Source organism: Holdemania sp. 1001302B_160321_E10 (assembly GCF_015552275.1).
Lineage (GTDB): Bacteria > Bacillota_I > Bacilli_A > Erysipelotrichales > Erysipelotrichaceae > Holdemania.
Map to the genome: position 1 here is coordinate 1 of NZ_JADNEM010000030.1, position 17,767 is coordinate 17,767.

A 17,767-nucleotide genomic window follows, 5' to 3' on the forward strand; every position below is an offset into this window, starting at 1 on the left:
CGATTTATTTCAGGCGGTAGAAACCGCCTTTTTAATCGTCTTTTATGTTGGTAAGTATGAAAAACGCTTCCTGCGGAATTTCTACGGATCCGACCGCCTTCATCCGCTTTTTGCCTTCCTTCTGTTTTTCCAGCAGCTTCTTCTTTCGTGAAATATCGCCGCCGTAACACTTGGCCAGAACGTTTTTGCGGAGCGACTTGATATTGGTGCGCGCGATAATCTTCCCGTTCACCGCCGCCTGCACCGGAATTTCAAACTGCTGCTTCGGGATCAGTTCCTTCAGCTTCACAGTAATGGAGTTGCCGCGGGCATAAGCGAAATCGCGGTGCACGATGATCGACAAGGCGTCGATCAATTCGCCGTTGAGCAGAATGTCCATCTTGACCAGATCGCTCTTTTTGTATTCGCTGATTTCATAGTCCAGCGACGCATAGCCCTTCGTACAGCTTTTCAGCTTATCAAAGAAATCAAATACAATCTCACCTAATGGAATTTCATATTCCAGCGTATTGCGGTTCGCGTCGATATAATGCATGTCCTTATAGATTCCGCGCTTGTTCTGACACAGCTCCATAACCGCGCCGATGTATTCGTTGGGCACCATGATGTTCGCGGTGACATACGGTTCTTCCAGTCGTTCGATCCGCTGGACTTCCGGCAGATGCGCCGGGTTGTCGATCTTGACCATCGAGCCGTCGGTCAGATAACAATGATAGATAACGCTGGGCGCCGTCGCGATCAGCGACAGGTTATACTCCCGTTCCAGCCGTTCCTGAACGACGTCCATGTGCAGCAGGCCGAGAAAGCCGCAGCGGAAGCCGAAGCCCAGAGCTTGGGACGTTTCCGCCTCAAACTGCAGCGAGGCGTCGTTCAGCTTGAGCTTTTCAAGCGCGTCGCGCAGATCGTTGTATTTCGCGGAATCGGTCGGATACAGACCACAGTAAACCATCGGATTCATCTTTCGATAGCCCGGCAGCGCTTCGTTCGCCGGATTGTCCGCCTTCGTGACGGTTGCGCCGACGCTGACGTCCTGCACGGATTTGATGCTCGCTGCAAACCAGCCGACTTCGCCGCACTCCAAAGCGTTGAGCTTGACTTCCTTCGGATTGCGCACGCCGCATTCCAGCACTTCATATTCAGCCTGATTATTCATGAAGCGGATTTTATCGCCGACCTGAATCCGGCCGTCCTTGACGCGGACAAAGACGATAACGCCGCGATAGGAATCATACACGGAATCAAACACCAGCGCTTTTAACGGAGCCTGCGGATCGCCGGCAGGCGCCGGAATCTTCTTCACGACTTCCTCCAGCACATCTTGAACGTTAAGTCCGGTCTTTGCCGATATCAACGGTGCTTCCGTACAATCCAGCCCGATGACGCTTTCAATTTCTTCCTTGACGACCTCCGGCTGCGCGCTTGGCAAATCAATTTTATTGATGACCGGCACGATCTCCAAATCGTTGTCCAGCGCTAAGTAGACGTTCGCCAGCGTCTGCGCCTCAATTCCCTGCGCCGCATCCACGACCAGCACCGCGCCTTCGCACGCCGCCAGCGAGCGTGAAACCTCATACGTGAAATCGACGTGCCCGGGGGTGTCGATCAGATGGAAAATATATTCCTCGCCATCTTTTGCTTTATATTTCAGCTGAACCGCGTTCAGTTTGATCGTAATGCCGCGCTCCCGTTCCAGATCCAGAGAATCCAGGATCTGATCAACCATTTCCCGATGCTGAACGGTATCGGTCATTTCCAGAATCCGATCCGCCAATGTGGATTTGCCATGGTCGATATGGGCAATGATCGAAAAGTTCCTGATCTTCGACTGATCCATCGCCATTCCTCCTTAAACTTCTGTCCTATTATATCAAAAGCCGACCTCAAAGAAAAGCAGAACCACTCCTCAAACGATGGGAAACAGGCTGAGCTTTACGTTTTCCCGACGGATTTGCCGAGCGTATGTGAATTTCTTGCGGCCTTCGATCCAAGCGAAACACCTGCATAATTGAACTGGCATTTTCAAATTTTTATACGGAATTATAGCGGAAGGAATGCAGCCGGAAAACATTGACTTCGTGCATTCCGTTCAATAATTGTAAGGATGGTTCCTTATTTCTGCATTCATCGTCTTACTTTATACCGTAATTCTTAACAATCTGATATCAGATAATAAACGAGGATTCCAAGGTTTAAATCTTTGCGCTTGAATTCCCCGTCCCTTTTGCGTAACACGTTTCTCACATAAAAGCCCAAGCGAGTTCATCGAGCTGGCTTGGGCTATTGAATTGCTTTGATTATTTTGTCTGTCTCTTTGACAGGGATGGATTCCCTGCCTGTTTTATCCTGATAAAACAAGCTGCGCCTTTCCCTTTGGCGCCAGATTTCCGCCAGATTCAAGCTTTCGTTTTTACTTCGGCAAAGCTTCGCTTTCCTGCGGAGTGCCGGTCGGATGGGCAATCGCTTCAAACTGACAGCCGATCAGCTGCTTGCCTTTGCCATTGTAGAAATCTCTGGCGCTGACCCGCTTTTTGCCTTCCATCTGCAGCTCAGTCACGATAAGCATCCCTTCGCCCGCGGCGACCTGCATCCCTGTTTCATCAAAACCGAGGATGGTGCCGCTCGGCTTTCCGGACCGCTCTTCGCGATAGCGCACGCCCCAGAACTTCATTTTCTGTCCGGCGATCACGCCATAGCCTACCGGCCATGAAATCAGCCCGCGGATCTGATTATAGATCTGCCAGCCTGATTTAGAAAAATCAATCTGTTCCTGTTCTTTCGTGATATTCCAGGCGAAGCTGACCTGCGTTTCATCCTGGGGAACCGGCGTGATCCGGCCTTCGATATAGTCCAGCAGACATTCCTTCAGCAAAGCCGCCCCTGCCGCCATCAGCTTGTCATGCAGGATTTCCGTCGTATCTTCCGCTTCAATCGCTACCTTTTTGACCGCCAGCATATCCCCGGCGTCCATTTTTTTCACCATCTGCATGATCGTCACGCCGCTTTCCGTTTCGCCCTGAATGATTGCGGTATGAATCGGCGAGCCGCCGCGGTATTTCGGCAGCAGTGAAGCATGAACGTTAATGCAGCCGTATTTCGGCGCGTTCAGCACGGCCTCCGGGACCATCTGACCATACGCGCAGGTGACGATCAGCTCCGGGTTTAACGCCAGCACATCCGCATACTCCGTACGGATCTTCTCAGGCTGCAGCGCCGGCAGCGCCAGCTGCTGCGCCAGAGCATGCACCGGCGTCGGCTGCAGCTTCTGCTGCCGCCCGACCTTCTTGTCCGGCTGCGATACGACCCCGACCAGTTCGACAAACGGCAGCTCGGTTAACGCCTGTAAAATCCCGCAGGCAAATTCCGGCGTGCCCATAAATAAGACTCTTGTTTTCAAGAGGCATCCCTCCTTTTTCGTTTACGTCAACGATTATACCATAAACAAAAGGAAGATGCGCGGTTCATTGGCCGAAAGCCGAAGCGATCATGCGCACGGAACCATCGACGACGCGGATGACCATCTCGGAAATATTCGCCCCCAGCTGACCGGCGGCGTTTTCCTGAATCTGATACATTGAAGCCCGGTGGACGGGCGGTTCAATCACTTCTTCCTGTTCAATCTGCCGGTTGAATTCGTCGATCCGCTGCTGGATCGTGGATTCCGGCTGCTGCTGATTGAGCGTACTGCCGATACTGACGACGATTAAAATCAAAAAGGCGTCCAGAATAAACCGTTTCATTCGATCCCTCCGTTCGTTAACGCTTCGACTAAGATCCGTAAGGAGTGGCGGACTTCCTCCGTGCTGTTTTGGTCCGTTCCCAATTCCAGCAGCACCATGTTCTCCGCCATATCCTGGTTGTAAACCGACTGCCGCTGGAAAACTGATCTCATTATACCTGGCATCACCTGGTTGATTTTGTCGGTTAATTGCCGGGAATGCTCCATCACGTGAGCGGCATTGGAAGATTTCATGCCGACGACAAACATCATCTTCGCATAAGTAACCCCGTCGCTCTCCAGAATGGAAGCAGAACGCGGCGCGGAGTCGCGGTGCAGGTCGATGACCAGATCAAAGCCGCCGTGTTCGGCAAACGTATCGTTGATATGACGGCGGGAAATCGTATATAATTGGTTGTATTTCAGCCCTTCCTCCTCCGCTTCACGCAGGAAATTCCCGGTCTGAAAATAAACATAATACCCCTCCTCTTCTAACATTTTCGCCAGCTCCATGCCGATTTCATACGTCGTCGTGCCGTCGCTGTACGTTTCCGACTGATGGGTGTTATAGATGTAAATGGATTTTTTCTCCGGTTTTTCTTCCTTTTCAAATTTCGGTACAAACGGCTCGTTGATCACAACCTCATCAATCCGCTCCACCGCCTGCTTGAAGTCCGGCAGCAGCGCCAGCTGTTCCTTGATCGAGATGCGGTCCAGGTCGATCACCGGATGCAGGATCGACTCCAGCACCGAGGTTTTATTCTGCGAAAGTAAATCGCGGAAGCCGGTAAAGAATGACGTCATGACGAGAAAGGCCAGGATCAACAGACATTTGAGCGTAATTTTCAGCTTTGTTTTCAAGGAAAAAAGCCCCCTCTCTTTCCGCAGTTTATGCGGGGAAAGGGGGGCTCATGACTACATCTGGGCGTAGCGGGGATGAAGCACCTGATTGATCGCCGTCGAAATCACTTCCGTCAAATGCTTGACCTCCTCATCCATTTCTTTGGGCGTGACGACCATCTGGTAGGATTCCTGATAATGGATATGTTCCATCACCTTATCATAATCGTCGCATTGGATCGTCGAAAGAACCTGATCGATTAAAGCTTCGATGCTGACGACCGTGGCGACGCCAATCGCGACGACGGGAGCCTGCACCAACTCCTCGTTGAGCACTTTGCGGTGATTGCCGACCCCGCCGCCGGGCTGAATCCCGGTATCGCTGATCTGGATCACCCGGTTGATCCGTTCGATGGAACGGGTCGCCAGCGCGTCGATCGCGATCACAAAGTCCGGTTTAAACTGCCGGGCGACCGCCTGGACAAATTCCGCGGTCTCCAGACCGGTCTGCCCCATTACACCGGGAATGATGACCGCGACCTCGCTGGTTCCCTGCGCCAGTTCTTCTTCATTCAGCCGATGCAGATGAGCCGTAACGATCACCTCGCGGGCCGCCATTGGACCTAAAGAATCCGCCGTGATTTCCTGATTGCCCAACCCGACGATTAACGTCCGCGTCCCGGTACACTTCAAGCCCTCAACAACCTGTTTCAAACAATCCGCAGTCACGGCGATCGCTTCCTTTCGCTGAGTTGCGTCGTTCAGATCGTCCAGCTCAATCGTGATATACTCACCCGGCTGCTTTTCAATTTCCTCGCACGGATTGTGAATTGAAATATGATGGGTAGTGATCCCGCGGTAACTTTTCTTTGTATGGGTAAAATTCTCATTGTCCTGTAAATCCAGCACTTCTTCATAGGCCAGATCGGTTCTGTGTTTGCGCATACGCTCACCTCGGACTTAGTATGCGCTGAAAGAACGCCGGTTATGCGTCAGATTCCAAAAGAAAACAATTTGTTTTTACCGGTTCCGGCTTGTTTTCTTGTCACCTTTTTCCATTAGTGTTTGCATTTTCACCTTCCTTTTGTTATAATTCTTAAGGTATAAATGCGGAGGAGGTGTCAGAATGCCAAACATCAAGTCTCAGAAGAAACGTTCGATTACTAATTTAAAGAGAAATGCAGCGAAAACTGCGGAAAAATCCGCGCTGAAGACGGCGATCAAGGAAGTCCTGGTTGCGGTTGAAGCGAAGGATAAGGAAAAGGCAGTTGCAGCGTACAACACTGCAAATTCTTTATTAGATAAAGCCGTTACCAGCCATCTGAAGCACAAGAACTACACAGCGCGTCAGAAGGCTCGCTTAGCGAAAGCGGTCAACTCTCTGTAAGATGCGAAAAAGATCCGGATTCCGGATCTTTTTTTATGGTTCGCGGCGCAGCGGTTCAAGTCTTGAATCTCCGCTCTGCATTATCCCTGCTCAACCTTCTGAGCGCAAGGAAAATCTGCGGACTGATCCTGATCGATCACCAGTTCCCCTTCTCCCCGCGGCGCTTCAAAGTCCTGAAGATACCCGTTGAGAATCGTGTCTGTGATTTCAAACGCGGCATTGGCATCGCGGCGCAGCGAGCGCAGACGCAGACGGCGGCGCAAACATTCCGGACTGGCCTTGAGATAAATTAAACGAACCTGACCACCCGCGTCCGTAATCCGCCGGCGGTAAGCATCGCGTTTCTTCCGGCTCCAGAAACTAAAATCAATGACCACCGGTCGATGTTCTTGAATCGCTTTCACCAGCTGATCTTGCAGCTGTACTTCAACGGCAGCTGAATACGCGGCATACGCCGAAGCAGGATAATCCACGCCATACCGGCCATATTGCCGCCAGACCTCCTCGTCAATCGACAAACGCAGATACCCCGCGGCTTCCAGCTGCTTCGCCAGCGTCGTCTTCCCGGCCCCGGCCACGCCGCACATCATGACCACGATGGACTTTTGCGAATCTGCATTTTGAGGAAGCCACGATAAAATCGTTTCTATTTTCATAAATTAATCCTCCTGCCTTTTCCAAAGTGGTTTTAAGGATACGCTTATCTTCCGGAGATTTTTGAATCCTCATTCTCTGTCTGCAGCTGCTGCTTAAACTGCTCCAGCGCTTGTGAATACCGGCGCAATGAAAGCGTCAGCCGGATCATCGGCACACCCAGCGCGATTAAAAGTAGAAATCGTTCTAACGTAAAATGACTGAAAACAACCAGCGCGATCAGAAACAGACTGACGGCGGCCGCAGTCCGCGCTCCCCGGTGCAGAGATTGAATCCAGAGACGGTAGCTTTCTAAAAACAGCGCGTAAGCCAGACCGGTCAGAACAATCCAGATTCCGTCCGGCGATGCAGCGCGGGGATTGAAGAAGCTGGCCGTCAGAGGAATTGCCATCCCGATCAGAATTTGATAGAGCCATCGTTCGATCATCGTCTTCCCTCCATTCCAATCGCTTTGCGAAAATGCGGCGCATAGCTGCGGCTGACCTCCAGCTGCACGCCTCCGCTTAACATCAGCGTCAGCCGGCCGTTAAAGCTCGGGGCAATTTGTTCGACCTTCGCGAGGTTGACAAGATAAGACTTGCTGATGCGGATAAACTGACGCGGATACAGCTCCTCCTGCAGCTGATACAGCTTGCGGTTGAGCTGCAGACATCGGCTGGCGGTATAGGCGAACGTTTCCCGCTGCAGCCCTTCAATATACAGCACGTCCGCCAGCGCGACGACATAAGTCCGCCCGTCATGCTGACCCGTCAGCGTCTGCCGCTTTTCCTGCAGAAAATGATGATTGAGAAAGGCGGTTAGTTCCGCCAGATCCTCCATCTGAAACAGAATTCCAATCGAATCGTAGTCAACGCCTTTTTCGACCAGCGTCAGATCCAGCGCTTCAAAGGGTTTCAGAGTTTCCCGCAGCTGGGCCTCATGCTCGGGCCGACAGATCAGTTTGATCATGGCTGCTTCACCAGTTCTATCGTTTCCTCATAGAACTTTTTCCCCTTCGCGTCGCTGACCCAGATTGTGATTTCACCGCGGACCACTTCGTCATCTTCAAAATTAATGCCCCACCCCGAAGCACTGTGGCTTAACGTCAGGCTGGCGCGGATCGTTCCGTTGCTGGAGCTTTCAATGACCGGCTGATCCTGTGCGTTAAACATCGTCATCTGATACCCCAGATTCCGAAACCGCAGCGGATTGATCTGCAGCGTATTCCTCGCCTGCACATCCGGGGAGGAGAAATAGCCATAGCCCGCTGTCAGATTGCGGATGAGGAAATACTGACCCTCACCCGCAAAGACCGGAAGCGCCAGGGGATCGCAATTTAACGTTCGTGTTTCAAGGACCGTTTCCTCCTTGAGAACAGACCAGGTGATCGTCCATGGGACCGGCCGGCGTGAACTGAGATTGATTCCCGGCCGTTCACTGATGATCCAATAACTATCGGGTGCGGTTCGTTGATCATCCAACGCTTCTTCGCTTTCATAGACAATCTCGCCGCTTTCCGTTTCCGTGATCCGCAGCTTTACTCGCGTATCCGCATAAGCGTCGCTGACCGGATAGGCCAGATTTAAATTCAGTTTTTCCCCCTCGATCACGATCAGATTGCTGAGGTGCTCGTCTTCAGTACGGTATACCCAGACCTGAGGCCGGGCATTTTTACTTTCAGACCGCACCAGCCCCGCCTGCACCCCCGCTAACAAGAGCGCTGAGATCATGACCAGGATTCCTGCCTGAATCGGTTTTAACTGCCGAATCCTCCGCTGCTTCTGCACGAAATAAAATTGTTCCCGAAAATCCAAAGCTCGGGAATAAATCTTATAGGCACAGATCAGCTGCAAGAAGGACTGCAGCGGCAGCCACTGCGCGTTATTGCGGCCTGCAAGCGCAATCCCAAACAACAGCGCCAGCCACAGCATCAAGTTTTTAAGCCGCTGCCGCACCGCCGGCTCCGCAGAATGGATCATCAGCCCGGCCGCTGCGCATTCATAGCTGATCAGGAAGACTAACGGCCCCAGCTGACGAAGCCCCTCGTCATCCCAGATCAGCTTCATCAGCATACCGGCAAATAACAACAACGCCGAACCGGCGAACAAGCCCTGGCGCAGACTGTGCGCCAACAGAATCAAACCCGCGGCAGCCGCCGCGAACATCAGCCATTGCAGCGCAGATATCGGCGAATCCCATTGGAAAAGCAACAACGCCAGACCAGCACCCGCCATGACAATCGACTGCGGGCTGCCGTTCAGTGGCGTTTCTTTGCCCTGTATCCCCAAGTGCCGACGTCGGGAAAAAGTTAAAAACAAAATCAATCCCAAACCACTCACGGCAAAGGAAATCATCAGCATCATTCCAACTCCAGCCATCCGTTTCCCTCCTTTTCTTCTTTGTTATTGTACCCGAAAGGGAAACAGCCCGCCACAAATTCGGCGTAAGCGGCAGATATCCGGACATAAGTGACAGAAAGTCCCGCTGACGTCCGCTCCACTCAAGCTCACTTGTTCCTGATCAGCTTTAAACAGTCCATTCGCCATCGTTTCAGAATTCAGACTCCGTGAGCGGCCTTACGCCGCAGAAAGCTCTTCATTCTCAGCCTGCATTTTGTTCAGCAGCACTTCGGCAATCATCCGTGAAGCTTCCTTCTCCCATTGTGCCTGACCTTGATACTTTTCCGCGATCTGCGTGATGATCTTCATCCCATTGCCGCGGATCTGCTTCTTTCTTTGCCGCGGCTGACCGCAGGAATTCGTACAGCGGATAAACAACATCTGCTTTTGCTGAGTGATGGTCAGGCTGATCTGCGGATCCGGCGCGCCTTCGGCCGCTTCCAACGCATTTTTCAACAAATTGGACAACAGCGTGTTCATATCGAAATCATCGACGCCTGAAAGCAATGAAGCTTCAATCGCGTAATGAAAAGGCACTGCCTGTTTTGCAAATTGTCTGTCAAACGAAGCCAACATCGCATTGACCGACGGATTATCGCAATAGATCAGGTTACGGATCGCCCCGATCTGATGATGTGCGGATCGGAGGTGTTCCACATCAACATGGCCAAGCTGCGCTTTGACTGTCTGCCAGACCTCATCCATCACGTCCTGCTTTTCATACAACGCCAGAATCTGCGCCTGAATGCGTTCGTTATTTTCCCGTTTTTGCTCAGCATTCTCGCGCGCCGCCTTCATTTTTAACAAACTGCGGATCAAAAAGAACGCCGATCCCTGCAGACACAGCCAGGATCCAATGAAAAATAAAGTCAGGTTCATCGTGATCTGATACGCGTAGATCAATTTATAGGAAAGCAGATAAATCCACAGCGCATGCACGACGATCAGCGGAATCAAACGCGCCTGTTTCTGCCAGTCAACGGCCGGAAACACCTTGCGTTTCAAGAAAAGAACCAGACCGAAAAAGACCGCATTCCAGACGTCCATGACCAGAAAGCCTGCCGTACCGAAAAACGAAGCATCCTGAAACGCTGCCTGATCAAACCCGCTGGCCGCCACCATGACCAGGATGGCCAGCATCTCGGATAACAGGATGCACACTGTATGAAAGATCATGGCGAACACCGTGTTCATCCACGATTCCTTTACCACAATTTTCACGACCAGAAGCATGAAAATGATCGTCGTCAGCGTCCGCAGACTGTTAACCGCAAAGAACTCGTCAAAGACCGAAAACAGAATAAAATTAAAAATAAAGTTGATGATAAACGCCAGATACAGCTTGGGGAACAGTGTTTTTAACGGCTCCCGATGATTAAGAAAAGCGCAGTGAAAAGCTGCCCAGATCAGAAATAGAATGAAATGATTGAAATAGAAAAAAGGTTCGTTGTTCAGCATTCCTTCACCCGCTTTCCACTCTCCAGCGCGATCTGTACCGTCGCGATATCGTGATCCCGACTGAAGCTGTGCACGCCATGGCAGCGGCGCAGAATGGCTTCCATGATCGCCGTTCCCTGTCCGCTGATTTTTTTGTTCCGTTTGGGAACGTTTTCCGCAACACGGTTGCGGCAGCGGATCAGCAGCAGCCCGGCTTTTTCCGCCACCTGAAAGTCAATGAACGGAGATTCGCTGAATTCTGCGGCTTCCACCGCATTCTTCAGCAGGTTGGACAGCAGCGTGTTTAAATCGTACTCGTCCAGAATCCCGTTCAGACTGGATTCAATCACAAAGGTCGCGGCGATCTGCTTCTGATCGCAGAGCTGGCGATAATAATTGAATAAAGCGTTGGCATACGGATTTTCACAATACAAATCTTCCCGCAGCTTTCGCAGCCGGCCCCGAATCACCTGCAAACTCTCAATCTGAGCGTTTAGATCGTGCATTTCATGGAAAACCGTCTCAATTCCATCCTGTTTTTCCGATAATTTTTCCAGATGTCCCGCCAGTTCCGCATTCATCTGCCGGCGGGCGTCCAGTTCCTGTTTTTTTCGCTTCTGCCGGACGATCCGGACAGCGCTGAAAAAGACGACAATGTCGGTAACAATCAGAAATCCAAGCGCCTGCGCCAACAATCCCGAACTGGCTTCCTTGATGTAAATCAGCTTATAGGACAAAATATACAGCCACAAAAACTGGCAGGTAAAAAGCAGCGTGCCGATCGTATAGTATTCTCCTTCCACCGAGCGCCTGTGTTTTTTTCCAAAGCTCAGCGCGACTTTGAAAAACAACAAGCTCATCCCATCCAGCAGCAGATAGGAAAAAACGTTCATGTAGAAGGCACTTTCATACGCGTCGCGGCTGAACTGCACGCCGACCAGTGTGATCAGCATCGTCACCATTTCCGCAGTAATCGAAAGCAGCTGCTGGGCAAACAAGGCGAACAACGTCGCTTTCAAGCCCGGACGCTTCACAAGATAGATCACAAGGCCGATCACCATCGCAGAGACCGTCATGCGCACAACTGAATGATCCTGCGCCGATCCGGGAATCGCATACAGACTTAACAGAAAGAACACCACCAGCGTGATGCCCAGATCCAGCGCAAGATAATCGCGCCAGTAGCTCTTGCGGACCGGCAGGATTTCATTGTAACAATACGTCCAGGTCATCAATAGTGGAATATGATTCAGGTAATATAAAATCGGGTTCTGCATTATTCCATCACCCCGATGATTTCCAGCGTCTTGTTTTCCTGCCGCAGCGTTTCGATTTCCTTTTGTTTCCGCGCCAATTCCGCCGCCGGCACTTCCACGCGCAGCGTCGGCTCAAAACGCAAGGTTACCGGTGTCCCCGGGCAGATTTCCGCCAGCTTCTGCATTACGCGCAGCAGCGCCGAAAAATCAAACTGTTCCGGAACTGGCCCGCGGACGGTCAGCGGGCAGGCCGGCTCATGAATCTGATTATATTGGATTAAGATATCGAGCATGACGTTGCCGGTCTTGTAGGCCGGCAGCTGGCGATCAAACTGCGTCATCAGCTTATTGGCGTACGCATTGAGTTCTTCCGTCTTTCCCTGTTCCTTTAAGATTTCCAGGGTAATCAGATGATTCGACAGGTCATGATAAAAATAACGGATATTCTGCTGCTGCATCACGGCAAACTGATAGAATTGATAATTTCGCCGGTTAAGTTCCGTCAGCTGCCGCAGCTCCAGTTCTTCTTCGTTATATCGCATGACGCTGCGAATAATCCCGAAGATGCAGAAATCGCCGACCAGCGTGATCGCAATGGCCAGCGAGAGAATGATAAAAATCTGAACGATCGCCATTTCTTTCCGCACGCCGAAAACCGCGACGACCAAAACGAGCTGGCTTACAAAAAAACCGGCCAGATAAAGCATTGTTTTTTTATTGTTCATGACTATCCCCTTCACAGCCAACCGCCCCCAATGCCGTCGGCTGCTCCCTTCCCAACAAATTGATCGTCAGTCAATGTATAAACTGACCTTGTTTTTTCATTGTAGCGCAGTTTGAAATCAAAGTCCAGATTGCATACCCGACCAGATTTGTCAATAATTTACGAATTTTCTTCCTATTTTAAGTAAAAAACGATGTTTGCTCTGCCTCAGCCCCAGATAAGCAACACTATCCCAATTCCAAGCCATAGAAAAAGGGAAGGACCTCGCGGCCCTTCTCTCTGCTTATTTCTGTTCAGATTTAGCGATTTAAAACCACCGCATCTATTTCCTCGATCTGACGCAGGATTTCTCCCCGCTTGATTGGATCCTCAATCTGATGGGCAATCCGTTCCAGCTTGGTCTTGCGGTAATGATAATATTCGATGAAGACCGGTTCCCGGCGCGCTAATAGAAACGGGCCGTACTGCAGCTGGGCTTCGGTATAAACAACCGGCTGAGATGCCTTGCGGAAACCGACGATCTGATAGTAATGCCGGTCGTGCACCAGCTTCTCCGCAACAATTTCAAACCCGTGATCCATGATCCAGCGACGCAGTGAAGCCACCTCGCGGTTGACCTGCACAAGAATCCGCTGAAACTGCCCCAGCCGTTCAAAATCGTTTTCCAGAATTTTCTTAGCCGTCATCCAGCCCATCCCGGCAATCACGGCGACCTGTGCATCCTGCGGCACTTTCTCCAGGCCCGGCGTCAGAATCAACGAAATCTGTGCCTGCAGCCCGGCTTCCGCCACCGTCGCACGGGCATGCTCCAACGGTCCAGTTCCGATATCGCAGGCATAGGCTCTTTCGATCTTTCCGGAGGCAATCAGTTCCACCGGCAGAAAGGCGTGATCGGTCCCGATATCGGCGACGATCGTCCCTTCCGGAACGCAGTCGGCAATCGCTTTCAGTCGGACGCTCAGCATAACCCTTAATTCTTATCGACGAAATCCCGCAGCCGCTTGGAGCGGGTCGGATGTTTCAGCTTGCGCAGCGCCTTGGCTTCAATCTGACGGATACGTTCACGCGTAACGTTGAATTCCTTACCGACTTCTTCCAGGGTACGCGTCCGGCCGTCGTACAGCCCAAAGCGCAGCCGCAGCACCTTTTCCTCCCGTTCCGTCAGCCCCTGCAGGACGTTGTTGATCTCATCCTTCAGCAGCTGATTGTTGGCGTACTGATCCGGCGACATCGCGTCTTTATCCTCGATGAAATCCCCCAGGTGGGAATCGTCTTCCTCGCCGATCGGCGTTTCCAGCGAAACCGGCTCCAGCGCGATCTTCTGGATCTCGCGAACCTTGTCCGGCGTAATGTTTTCCATCTTTTCCGCGATTTCCTCAGCCGTCGGTTCCCGACCCAGATCCTGCACAAGCTGCCGCTGAACGCGGGTCAGCTTGTTAATTGTTTCTACCATATGTACCGGGATTCGGATTGTCCGGGCCTGGTCGGCAATCGCACGGGTGATCGCCTGACGGATCCACCATGTCGCATACGTTGAAAATTTAAAACCTTTAGTGTAGTCGAACTTCTCGACCGCCTTGACCAACCCCATGTTGCCTTCCTGAATCAGATCCAGAAACAACATGCCGCGGCCGACGTATTTCTTCGCGATCGAAACGACCAGACGCAGGTTGGATGAAATCAGAATCCGCTTGGCTTCCTCATCCCCGGCCTGAATCCGGCGGGCGATTTCCGGTTCATCTTCCGGATTCAGCAGCGGTACCCGTCCGATTTCTTTCAGATACATCTTCACCGGATCGTTGATCCGCACATAAGGAGAGCTGCTGTAAGTTTCGCTGAGATCGATCGGGACTTCCACATCCTCGACTTCCTCGTCAAAATCTTCCCCGGCATCTTCCGCCAGGAATTCCAGATCGTCGCCGATATCCTGAGTCATCGCTCCCGCTTCCGGAATCTCGATGTTTTCCAGTTCTTCGATATCGTCGTCCTCGCTTATGTCGATGCCTTCCGCGGCGAACCACTCGTACAGGTCGTCCATGTCGTTATCCGTCAGATCGAGATGTTCCAGGGCATCCATGACATCCTTCTGATAAATGACCTTATCCGCAAGATAGGTCTTTTTGAATTCTTCCTTTAATTGGTCCAACGTTTTGTAAACTGGCATTTTTGTCTCCTTAGTCTTGGTGTTTTTCTTCATCAAGGTACCCCCTTAATTCTCTCTGCAGCTGCATCCGTTCATTGAGAAGGGCAGCCTGGCTTTCCGGATTGCTGATGCGCAGGATCTGTTGCTTCAGATCATTTATTCTTTCTTCCAGCATACACCGCTGCAGGCGGCGGATCGCTCCGTCCATGACCTCCGGCGTAAATTGTGGACACTCCCATTCTGAAAGATCCAGAACCTTTTGTCTCAGCGCTTCCTCGTAGATCGTACTGATGAAATCCGCAATCTGCAGCTGCGGATGAGACCGGCTGTAATCCAGGATCATCATTGCAAGCTGCTGATTTTCTTCATTCAGCAGAAAACCGAGTTTTTCTTTGAACATTTCTACCGCTTCGCGGCGGGTAAGCATTAGCGCAAGAATCAGGTGTTCTGCATTAGTCTTACCATCTCGCGACGGATTTAAACGAATTGGAACCGTTTTTCCCCGGCTGACACCGGAATTGTCCGGTTTTGGAGCCGGGGCTGCGCCCAGATCGAGATGAAATCCGGTCAGCTGCTCCAGCTGATGGGCAAAATTCTGACGGTCGAATTCATCGCTCAGCTGTTTGATTTCGTCTTCCACCTTCAGCGTGAATTCTTTTTTTTCGGAATAGTTTTCCAGATCATAACGCGTCGATAGATACTGAAAGACAAATTCCATCCACGTCAGCTCTTTGCGGACCATTGCTCGAAGTTCTTCCGCGCCGTGCTGGCGCAGAATTTCATCCGGATCCAGTCCGGTCGGATTGCTGACGATGCCGACCTCAAAGCCGGCCTCGCGGGCCAGCTTCGCCGCCTTGTAGGTCGCGTTCTGCCCGGCCTTATCGCCATCATAACAAAATGTCAGATGCAGCGAGCATTGCCGCAGTAAGCGCAGCTGTTCCTTGGTGCACGCCGTGCCCAGCGTCGCCACGACGTTGTCCATTCCCGCCCGGGAAAAAGCCAGCACGTCCGTGACACCCTCGCATAAAAGCACCCGCCCTTCCTGACGGGAGGGCTGTTTGGCGCGGTGGTAATTGAAGACCGTGTGACCTTTGACATAGACGTCGGTCTCGGTCGTGTTGATATATTTGCTCTGCGCTTCGGGATCCATACTGCGGGCCGTAAAGCCGATCGGATTGCCGAGCGAGTCGTGGATCGGAAACGTGATCCGGCTGGTGAACACATCGTGCAGACCGCTCTCGTTCAGCCGGACGACATTCGCCGCGACCATGTCCTGCTCGTTGTAGCCTTTTGCCTGCAGAAACCGCAGCAGCTCATCGCCCGGGCCGTTCCAGCCGATCTCAAACTTTTCGATCGTCGCCTCGTCGATCCCGCGGTTGGCCAGATACTCGCGCACCGGCGTTCCCGCCTGCGCTCCCAGCTGATAATGCGTGTAGCGGATCGTTTCCGCCAGCACCTTATATAATGCGTCTTTCCTCGGATCGACCGGCGTTTTTAAGGCAGAAGGATCAAACGAAAGCTTGTAGCCGCTGATTTCCGCAACCTTCGCCACGGCCTCCGGGAAACTGACTTTTTCATAATTCTGAACGAAAGTAAACACGTTGCCGCCGGCTCCGCAGACGAAGCACTTATAAATCTGCTTGTCCTGGGAAATCGAAAGCGACGGGTCGTGATCGTCGTGGAAGGGACAGACGCAGGCCATGGAACGGCCTTTTTTGACTAACGGCACATAGTGGCCGATGACTTCCGCAATATCCGCGCTGTTTCTGACCGCGGTGATTTCTTCATCGCTCAGGCGCATTCGTCATCCCCCCTATTCGTACCGAACGGATTCTGATCAGAACTTCAGCGACGCTTCGATATGCGCCTGCAATTCGCTGATCGGCAGCCGCACCTGCTCCATGCTGTCGCGTTCGCGCACGGTGACGCAGCCGTCCTTCTCGGTATCGAAGTCGATCGTGACGCAGAACGGCGTGCCGATAGCGTCCTGACGGCGGTAACGCTTGCCGATACTGCCGGCTTCGTCATATTCGCATACAAAGCTGTCGGCCAGCTGGGCATAGATTTCCTTCGCCGAAGCGGAAAGCTGCTTCGACAGCGGCAGGATGCAGGCCTTGACCGGAGCCAGTGCCGGATGCAGGTGCAGCACGACGCGGGTATCCTTTTCATTGAGAACTTCCTCGTCGTAAGCGTCGCATAAGAACGCCAGCATCAGCCGTTCCACACCGACGGCCGGTTCTACGCAGTACGGCAGATATTTTTCATTGGTCTGCGGATCAAGATATTCCAGAGATTCGCCGGAATGCTCCTGATGCGTTTTCAAGTCATAGTCCGTGCGGTCGGCAATGCCCCACAGCTCACCCCAGCCGAACGGGAACAGATATTCAATATCGCTGGTGCCCTTCGAATAGAACGCCAGCTCTTCCGGCGTATGCTCACGGAAACGCAGACTTTCAGCAGTCAGGCCCAGGTTGGTCAGCCAGTTCATGCAGAAGTTTTTCCAGTATTCGTACCACTGCAAATCCTCGCCCGGCTTGCAGAAGAATTCCATTTCCATCTGCTCGAATTCCCGGGTGCGGAAAATGAAGTTGCCCGGCGTAATCTCGTTGCGGAAGCTCTTGCCGATCTGGCCGATGCCAAAGGGCAGCTTGCGGCGCATGGAGCGCTGGACGTTCTTGAAGTTGACGAACATGCCCTGGGCTGTTTCCGGCCGCAGGTAAATCGTACTCTTCGCGTCTTCCAGAATTCCCTGGAACGTTTTAAACATCAGATTGAACTGACGGATATCGGTAAAATCATGACTGCCGCAGTTCGGGCAGGCGATGTGGTTTTCCTTGATGAAATCCATCATCTTTTCGTTGCTCCAGCCCTCCGGCACAACCTTGCCTTCCGTCGCCTCCTCGATCAGATGATCGGCGCGGTGGCGGGTCTTGCAGTGACGGCAGTCCATCAGCGGATCCGAGAAGCCCTTCAAGTGGCCGCTGGCCTCCCAAACCTTCGGATTCATTAAGATTGCGGCCTGGATGCCGACGTTATTCGGATGGGACTGAATGAACTTCTTCCACCAGGCCCGTTTGATATTGTCTTTAAGCTCAACGCCGAGCGGACCAAAATCCCAGGTGTTGCTCAAGCCGCCGTAAATTTCGGAGCCCTGGAACACAAAACCGGAGTTTTTTGCGTGCGCGACGATCGTGTCAAATTGTTTCACTGCCATGATCAATTCCCCATTTCTT

Annotated in this window: 17 protein-coding genes; 1 reads left to right on the forward strand and 16 read right to left on the reverse strand. The window is 52.1% G+C overall.

Going from position 1 to position 17,767, the window contains the following annotated elements:
- Nucleotides 1-31: 31 nt before the first annotated feature.
- From lepA to gpr, 5 genes are all read right to left on the reverse strand, one after another.
- Nucleotides 32-1,834: a translation elongation factor 4 gene (lepA, locus tag I2D94_RS14715; RefSeq protein ID WP_195397463.1), complete on the reverse strand. Its 1,803-nt coding sequence runs from the start codon at nucleotides 1,832-1,834 to the stop codon at nucleotides 32-34.
- A 573-nt stretch (nucleotides 1,835-2,407) separates the two neighbouring features.
- Nucleotides 2,408-3,394: a methionyl-tRNA formyltransferase gene (fmt, locus tag I2D94_RS14720; RefSeq protein ID WP_229056903.1), complete on the reverse strand. Its 987-nt coding sequence runs from the start codon at nucleotides 3,392-3,394 to the stop codon at nucleotides 2,408-2,410.
- 64 nt (nucleotides 3,395-3,458) lie between these two features.
- Nucleotides 3,459-3,737, reverse strand: a complete 279-nt coding sequence (locus tag I2D94_RS14725) for a hypothetical protein (protein WP_006060233.1) — start codon at nucleotides 3,735-3,737, stop codon at nucleotides 3,459-3,461.
- Nucleotides 3,734-4,576, reverse strand: a complete 843-nt coding sequence (locus I2D94_RS14730; RefSeq protein ID WP_195397464.1) for a stage II sporulation protein P — start codon at nucleotides 4,574-4,576, stop codon at nucleotides 3,734-3,736. The genes I2D94_RS14725 and I2D94_RS14730 overlap by 4 nt, the downstream gene beginning before the upstream one ends.
- Before the next feature lie 54 nt (nucleotides 4,577-4,630).
- The gene (gene gpr, locus I2D94_RS14735; protein ID WP_195397465.1) at nucleotides 4,631-5,500 is read right to left on the reverse strand and encodes a GPR endopeptidase; all 870 of its coding nucleotides are present in this window, start codon (nucleotides 5,498-5,500) and stop codon (nucleotides 4,631-4,633) included.
- Nucleotides 5,501-5,681: 181 nt separating this feature from the next.
- Here gpr and rpsT point away from each other — a divergent pair, with 181 nt between their 5' ends.
- Nucleotides 5,682-5,942, forward strand: coding sequence for a 30S ribosomal protein S20 (gene rpsT, locus I2D94_RS14740; protein ID WP_006060229.1), 261 nt, complete (start codon nucleotides 5,682-5,684; stop codon nucleotides 5,940-5,942).
- Nucleotides 5,943-6,022: 80 nt separating this feature from the next.
- On the opposite strand, the gene I2D94_RS14745 is transcribed toward rpsT, so the two are convergent.
- The 11 genes from I2D94_RS14745 to I2D94_RS14795 all read right to left on the reverse strand — a co-directional run bounded on the left by I2D94_RS14745 (nucleotide 6,023) and on the right by I2D94_RS14795 (nucleotide 17,748).
- Nucleotides 6,023-6,598: an ATP-binding protein gene (locus I2D94_RS14745; RefSeq protein ID WP_195397466.1), complete on the reverse strand. Its 576-nt coding sequence runs from the start codon at nucleotides 6,596-6,598 to the stop codon at nucleotides 6,023-6,025.
- Between the two features lie 44 nt (nucleotides 6,599-6,642).
- A complete protein-coding gene (locus I2D94_RS14750) occupies nucleotides 6,643-7,023 on the reverse strand; it encodes a hypothetical protein (RefSeq protein WP_195397467.1) in 381 nt (126 codons plus the stop codon).
- Nucleotides 7,020-7,544 carry a LytTR family DNA-binding domain-containing protein gene (locus I2D94_RS14755; RefSeq protein WP_195397468.1) on the reverse strand — a complete coding sequence of 175 codons (525 nt, stop codon included), beginning with the start codon at nucleotides 7,542-7,544 and terminating at the stop codon, nucleotides 7,020-7,022. Before I2D94_RS14755 ends, I2D94_RS14750 begins: the two co-directional genes overlap by 4 nt.
- Nucleotides 7,541-8,953: a hypothetical protein gene (locus tag I2D94_RS14760; RefSeq protein WP_195397469.1), complete on the reverse strand. Its 1,413-nt coding sequence runs from the start codon at nucleotides 8,951-8,953 to the stop codon at nucleotides 7,541-7,543. Before I2D94_RS14760 ends, I2D94_RS14755 begins: the two co-directional genes overlap by 4 nt.
- 198 nt (nucleotides 8,954-9,151) lie before the next feature.
- A complete protein-coding gene (locus I2D94_RS14765) occupies nucleotides 9,152-10,432 on the reverse strand; it encodes a GHKL domain-containing protein (RefSeq protein WP_195397470.1) in 1,281 nt (426 codons plus the stop codon).
- Entirely contained in the window at nucleotides 10,426-11,688 is a 1,263-nt protein-coding gene (locus I2D94_RS14770) for a GHKL domain-containing protein (RefSeq protein ID WP_195397471.1), read from the reverse strand. The genes I2D94_RS14765 and I2D94_RS14770 overlap by 7 nt, the downstream gene beginning before the upstream one ends.
- Nucleotides 11,688-12,392: a hypothetical protein gene (locus I2D94_RS14775; protein ID WP_195397472.1), complete on the reverse strand. Its 705-nt coding sequence runs from the start codon at nucleotides 12,390-12,392 to the stop codon at nucleotides 11,688-11,690. The genes I2D94_RS14770 and I2D94_RS14775 overlap by 1 nt, the downstream gene beginning before the upstream one ends.
- Before the next feature lie 298 nt (nucleotides 12,393-12,690).
- Nucleotides 12,691-13,356 (reverse strand): class I SAM-dependent methyltransferase, encoded by a 666-nt coding sequence (locus tag I2D94_RS14780; RefSeq protein WP_195397473.1) that lies wholly within the window; start codon nucleotides 13,354-13,356, stop codon nucleotides 12,691-12,693.
- A gap of 5 nt (nucleotides 13,357-13,361) precedes the next feature.
- On the reverse strand, nucleotides 13,362-14,588 hold the full coding sequence (rpoD, locus tag I2D94_RS14785) for an RNA polymerase sigma factor RpoD (protein WP_195397474.1): 1,227 nt from the start codon (nucleotides 14,586-14,588) through the stop codon (nucleotides 13,362-13,364).
- Nucleotides 14,566-16,335: a DNA primase gene (gene dnaG / locus I2D94_RS14790; protein WP_195397475.1), complete on the reverse strand. Its 1,770-nt coding sequence runs from the start codon at nucleotides 16,333-16,335 to the stop codon at nucleotides 14,566-14,568. Before dnaG ends, rpoD begins: the two co-directional genes overlap by 23 nt.
- A 36-nt stretch (nucleotides 16,336-16,371) precedes the next feature.
- Nucleotides 16,372-17,748: a glycine--tRNA ligase gene (locus I2D94_RS14795; protein ID WP_072683476.1), complete on the reverse strand. Its 1,377-nt coding sequence runs from the start codon at nucleotides 17,746-17,748 to the stop codon at nucleotides 16,372-16,374.
- Between the last annotated feature and the right edge of the window lie 19 nt (nucleotides 17,749-17,767).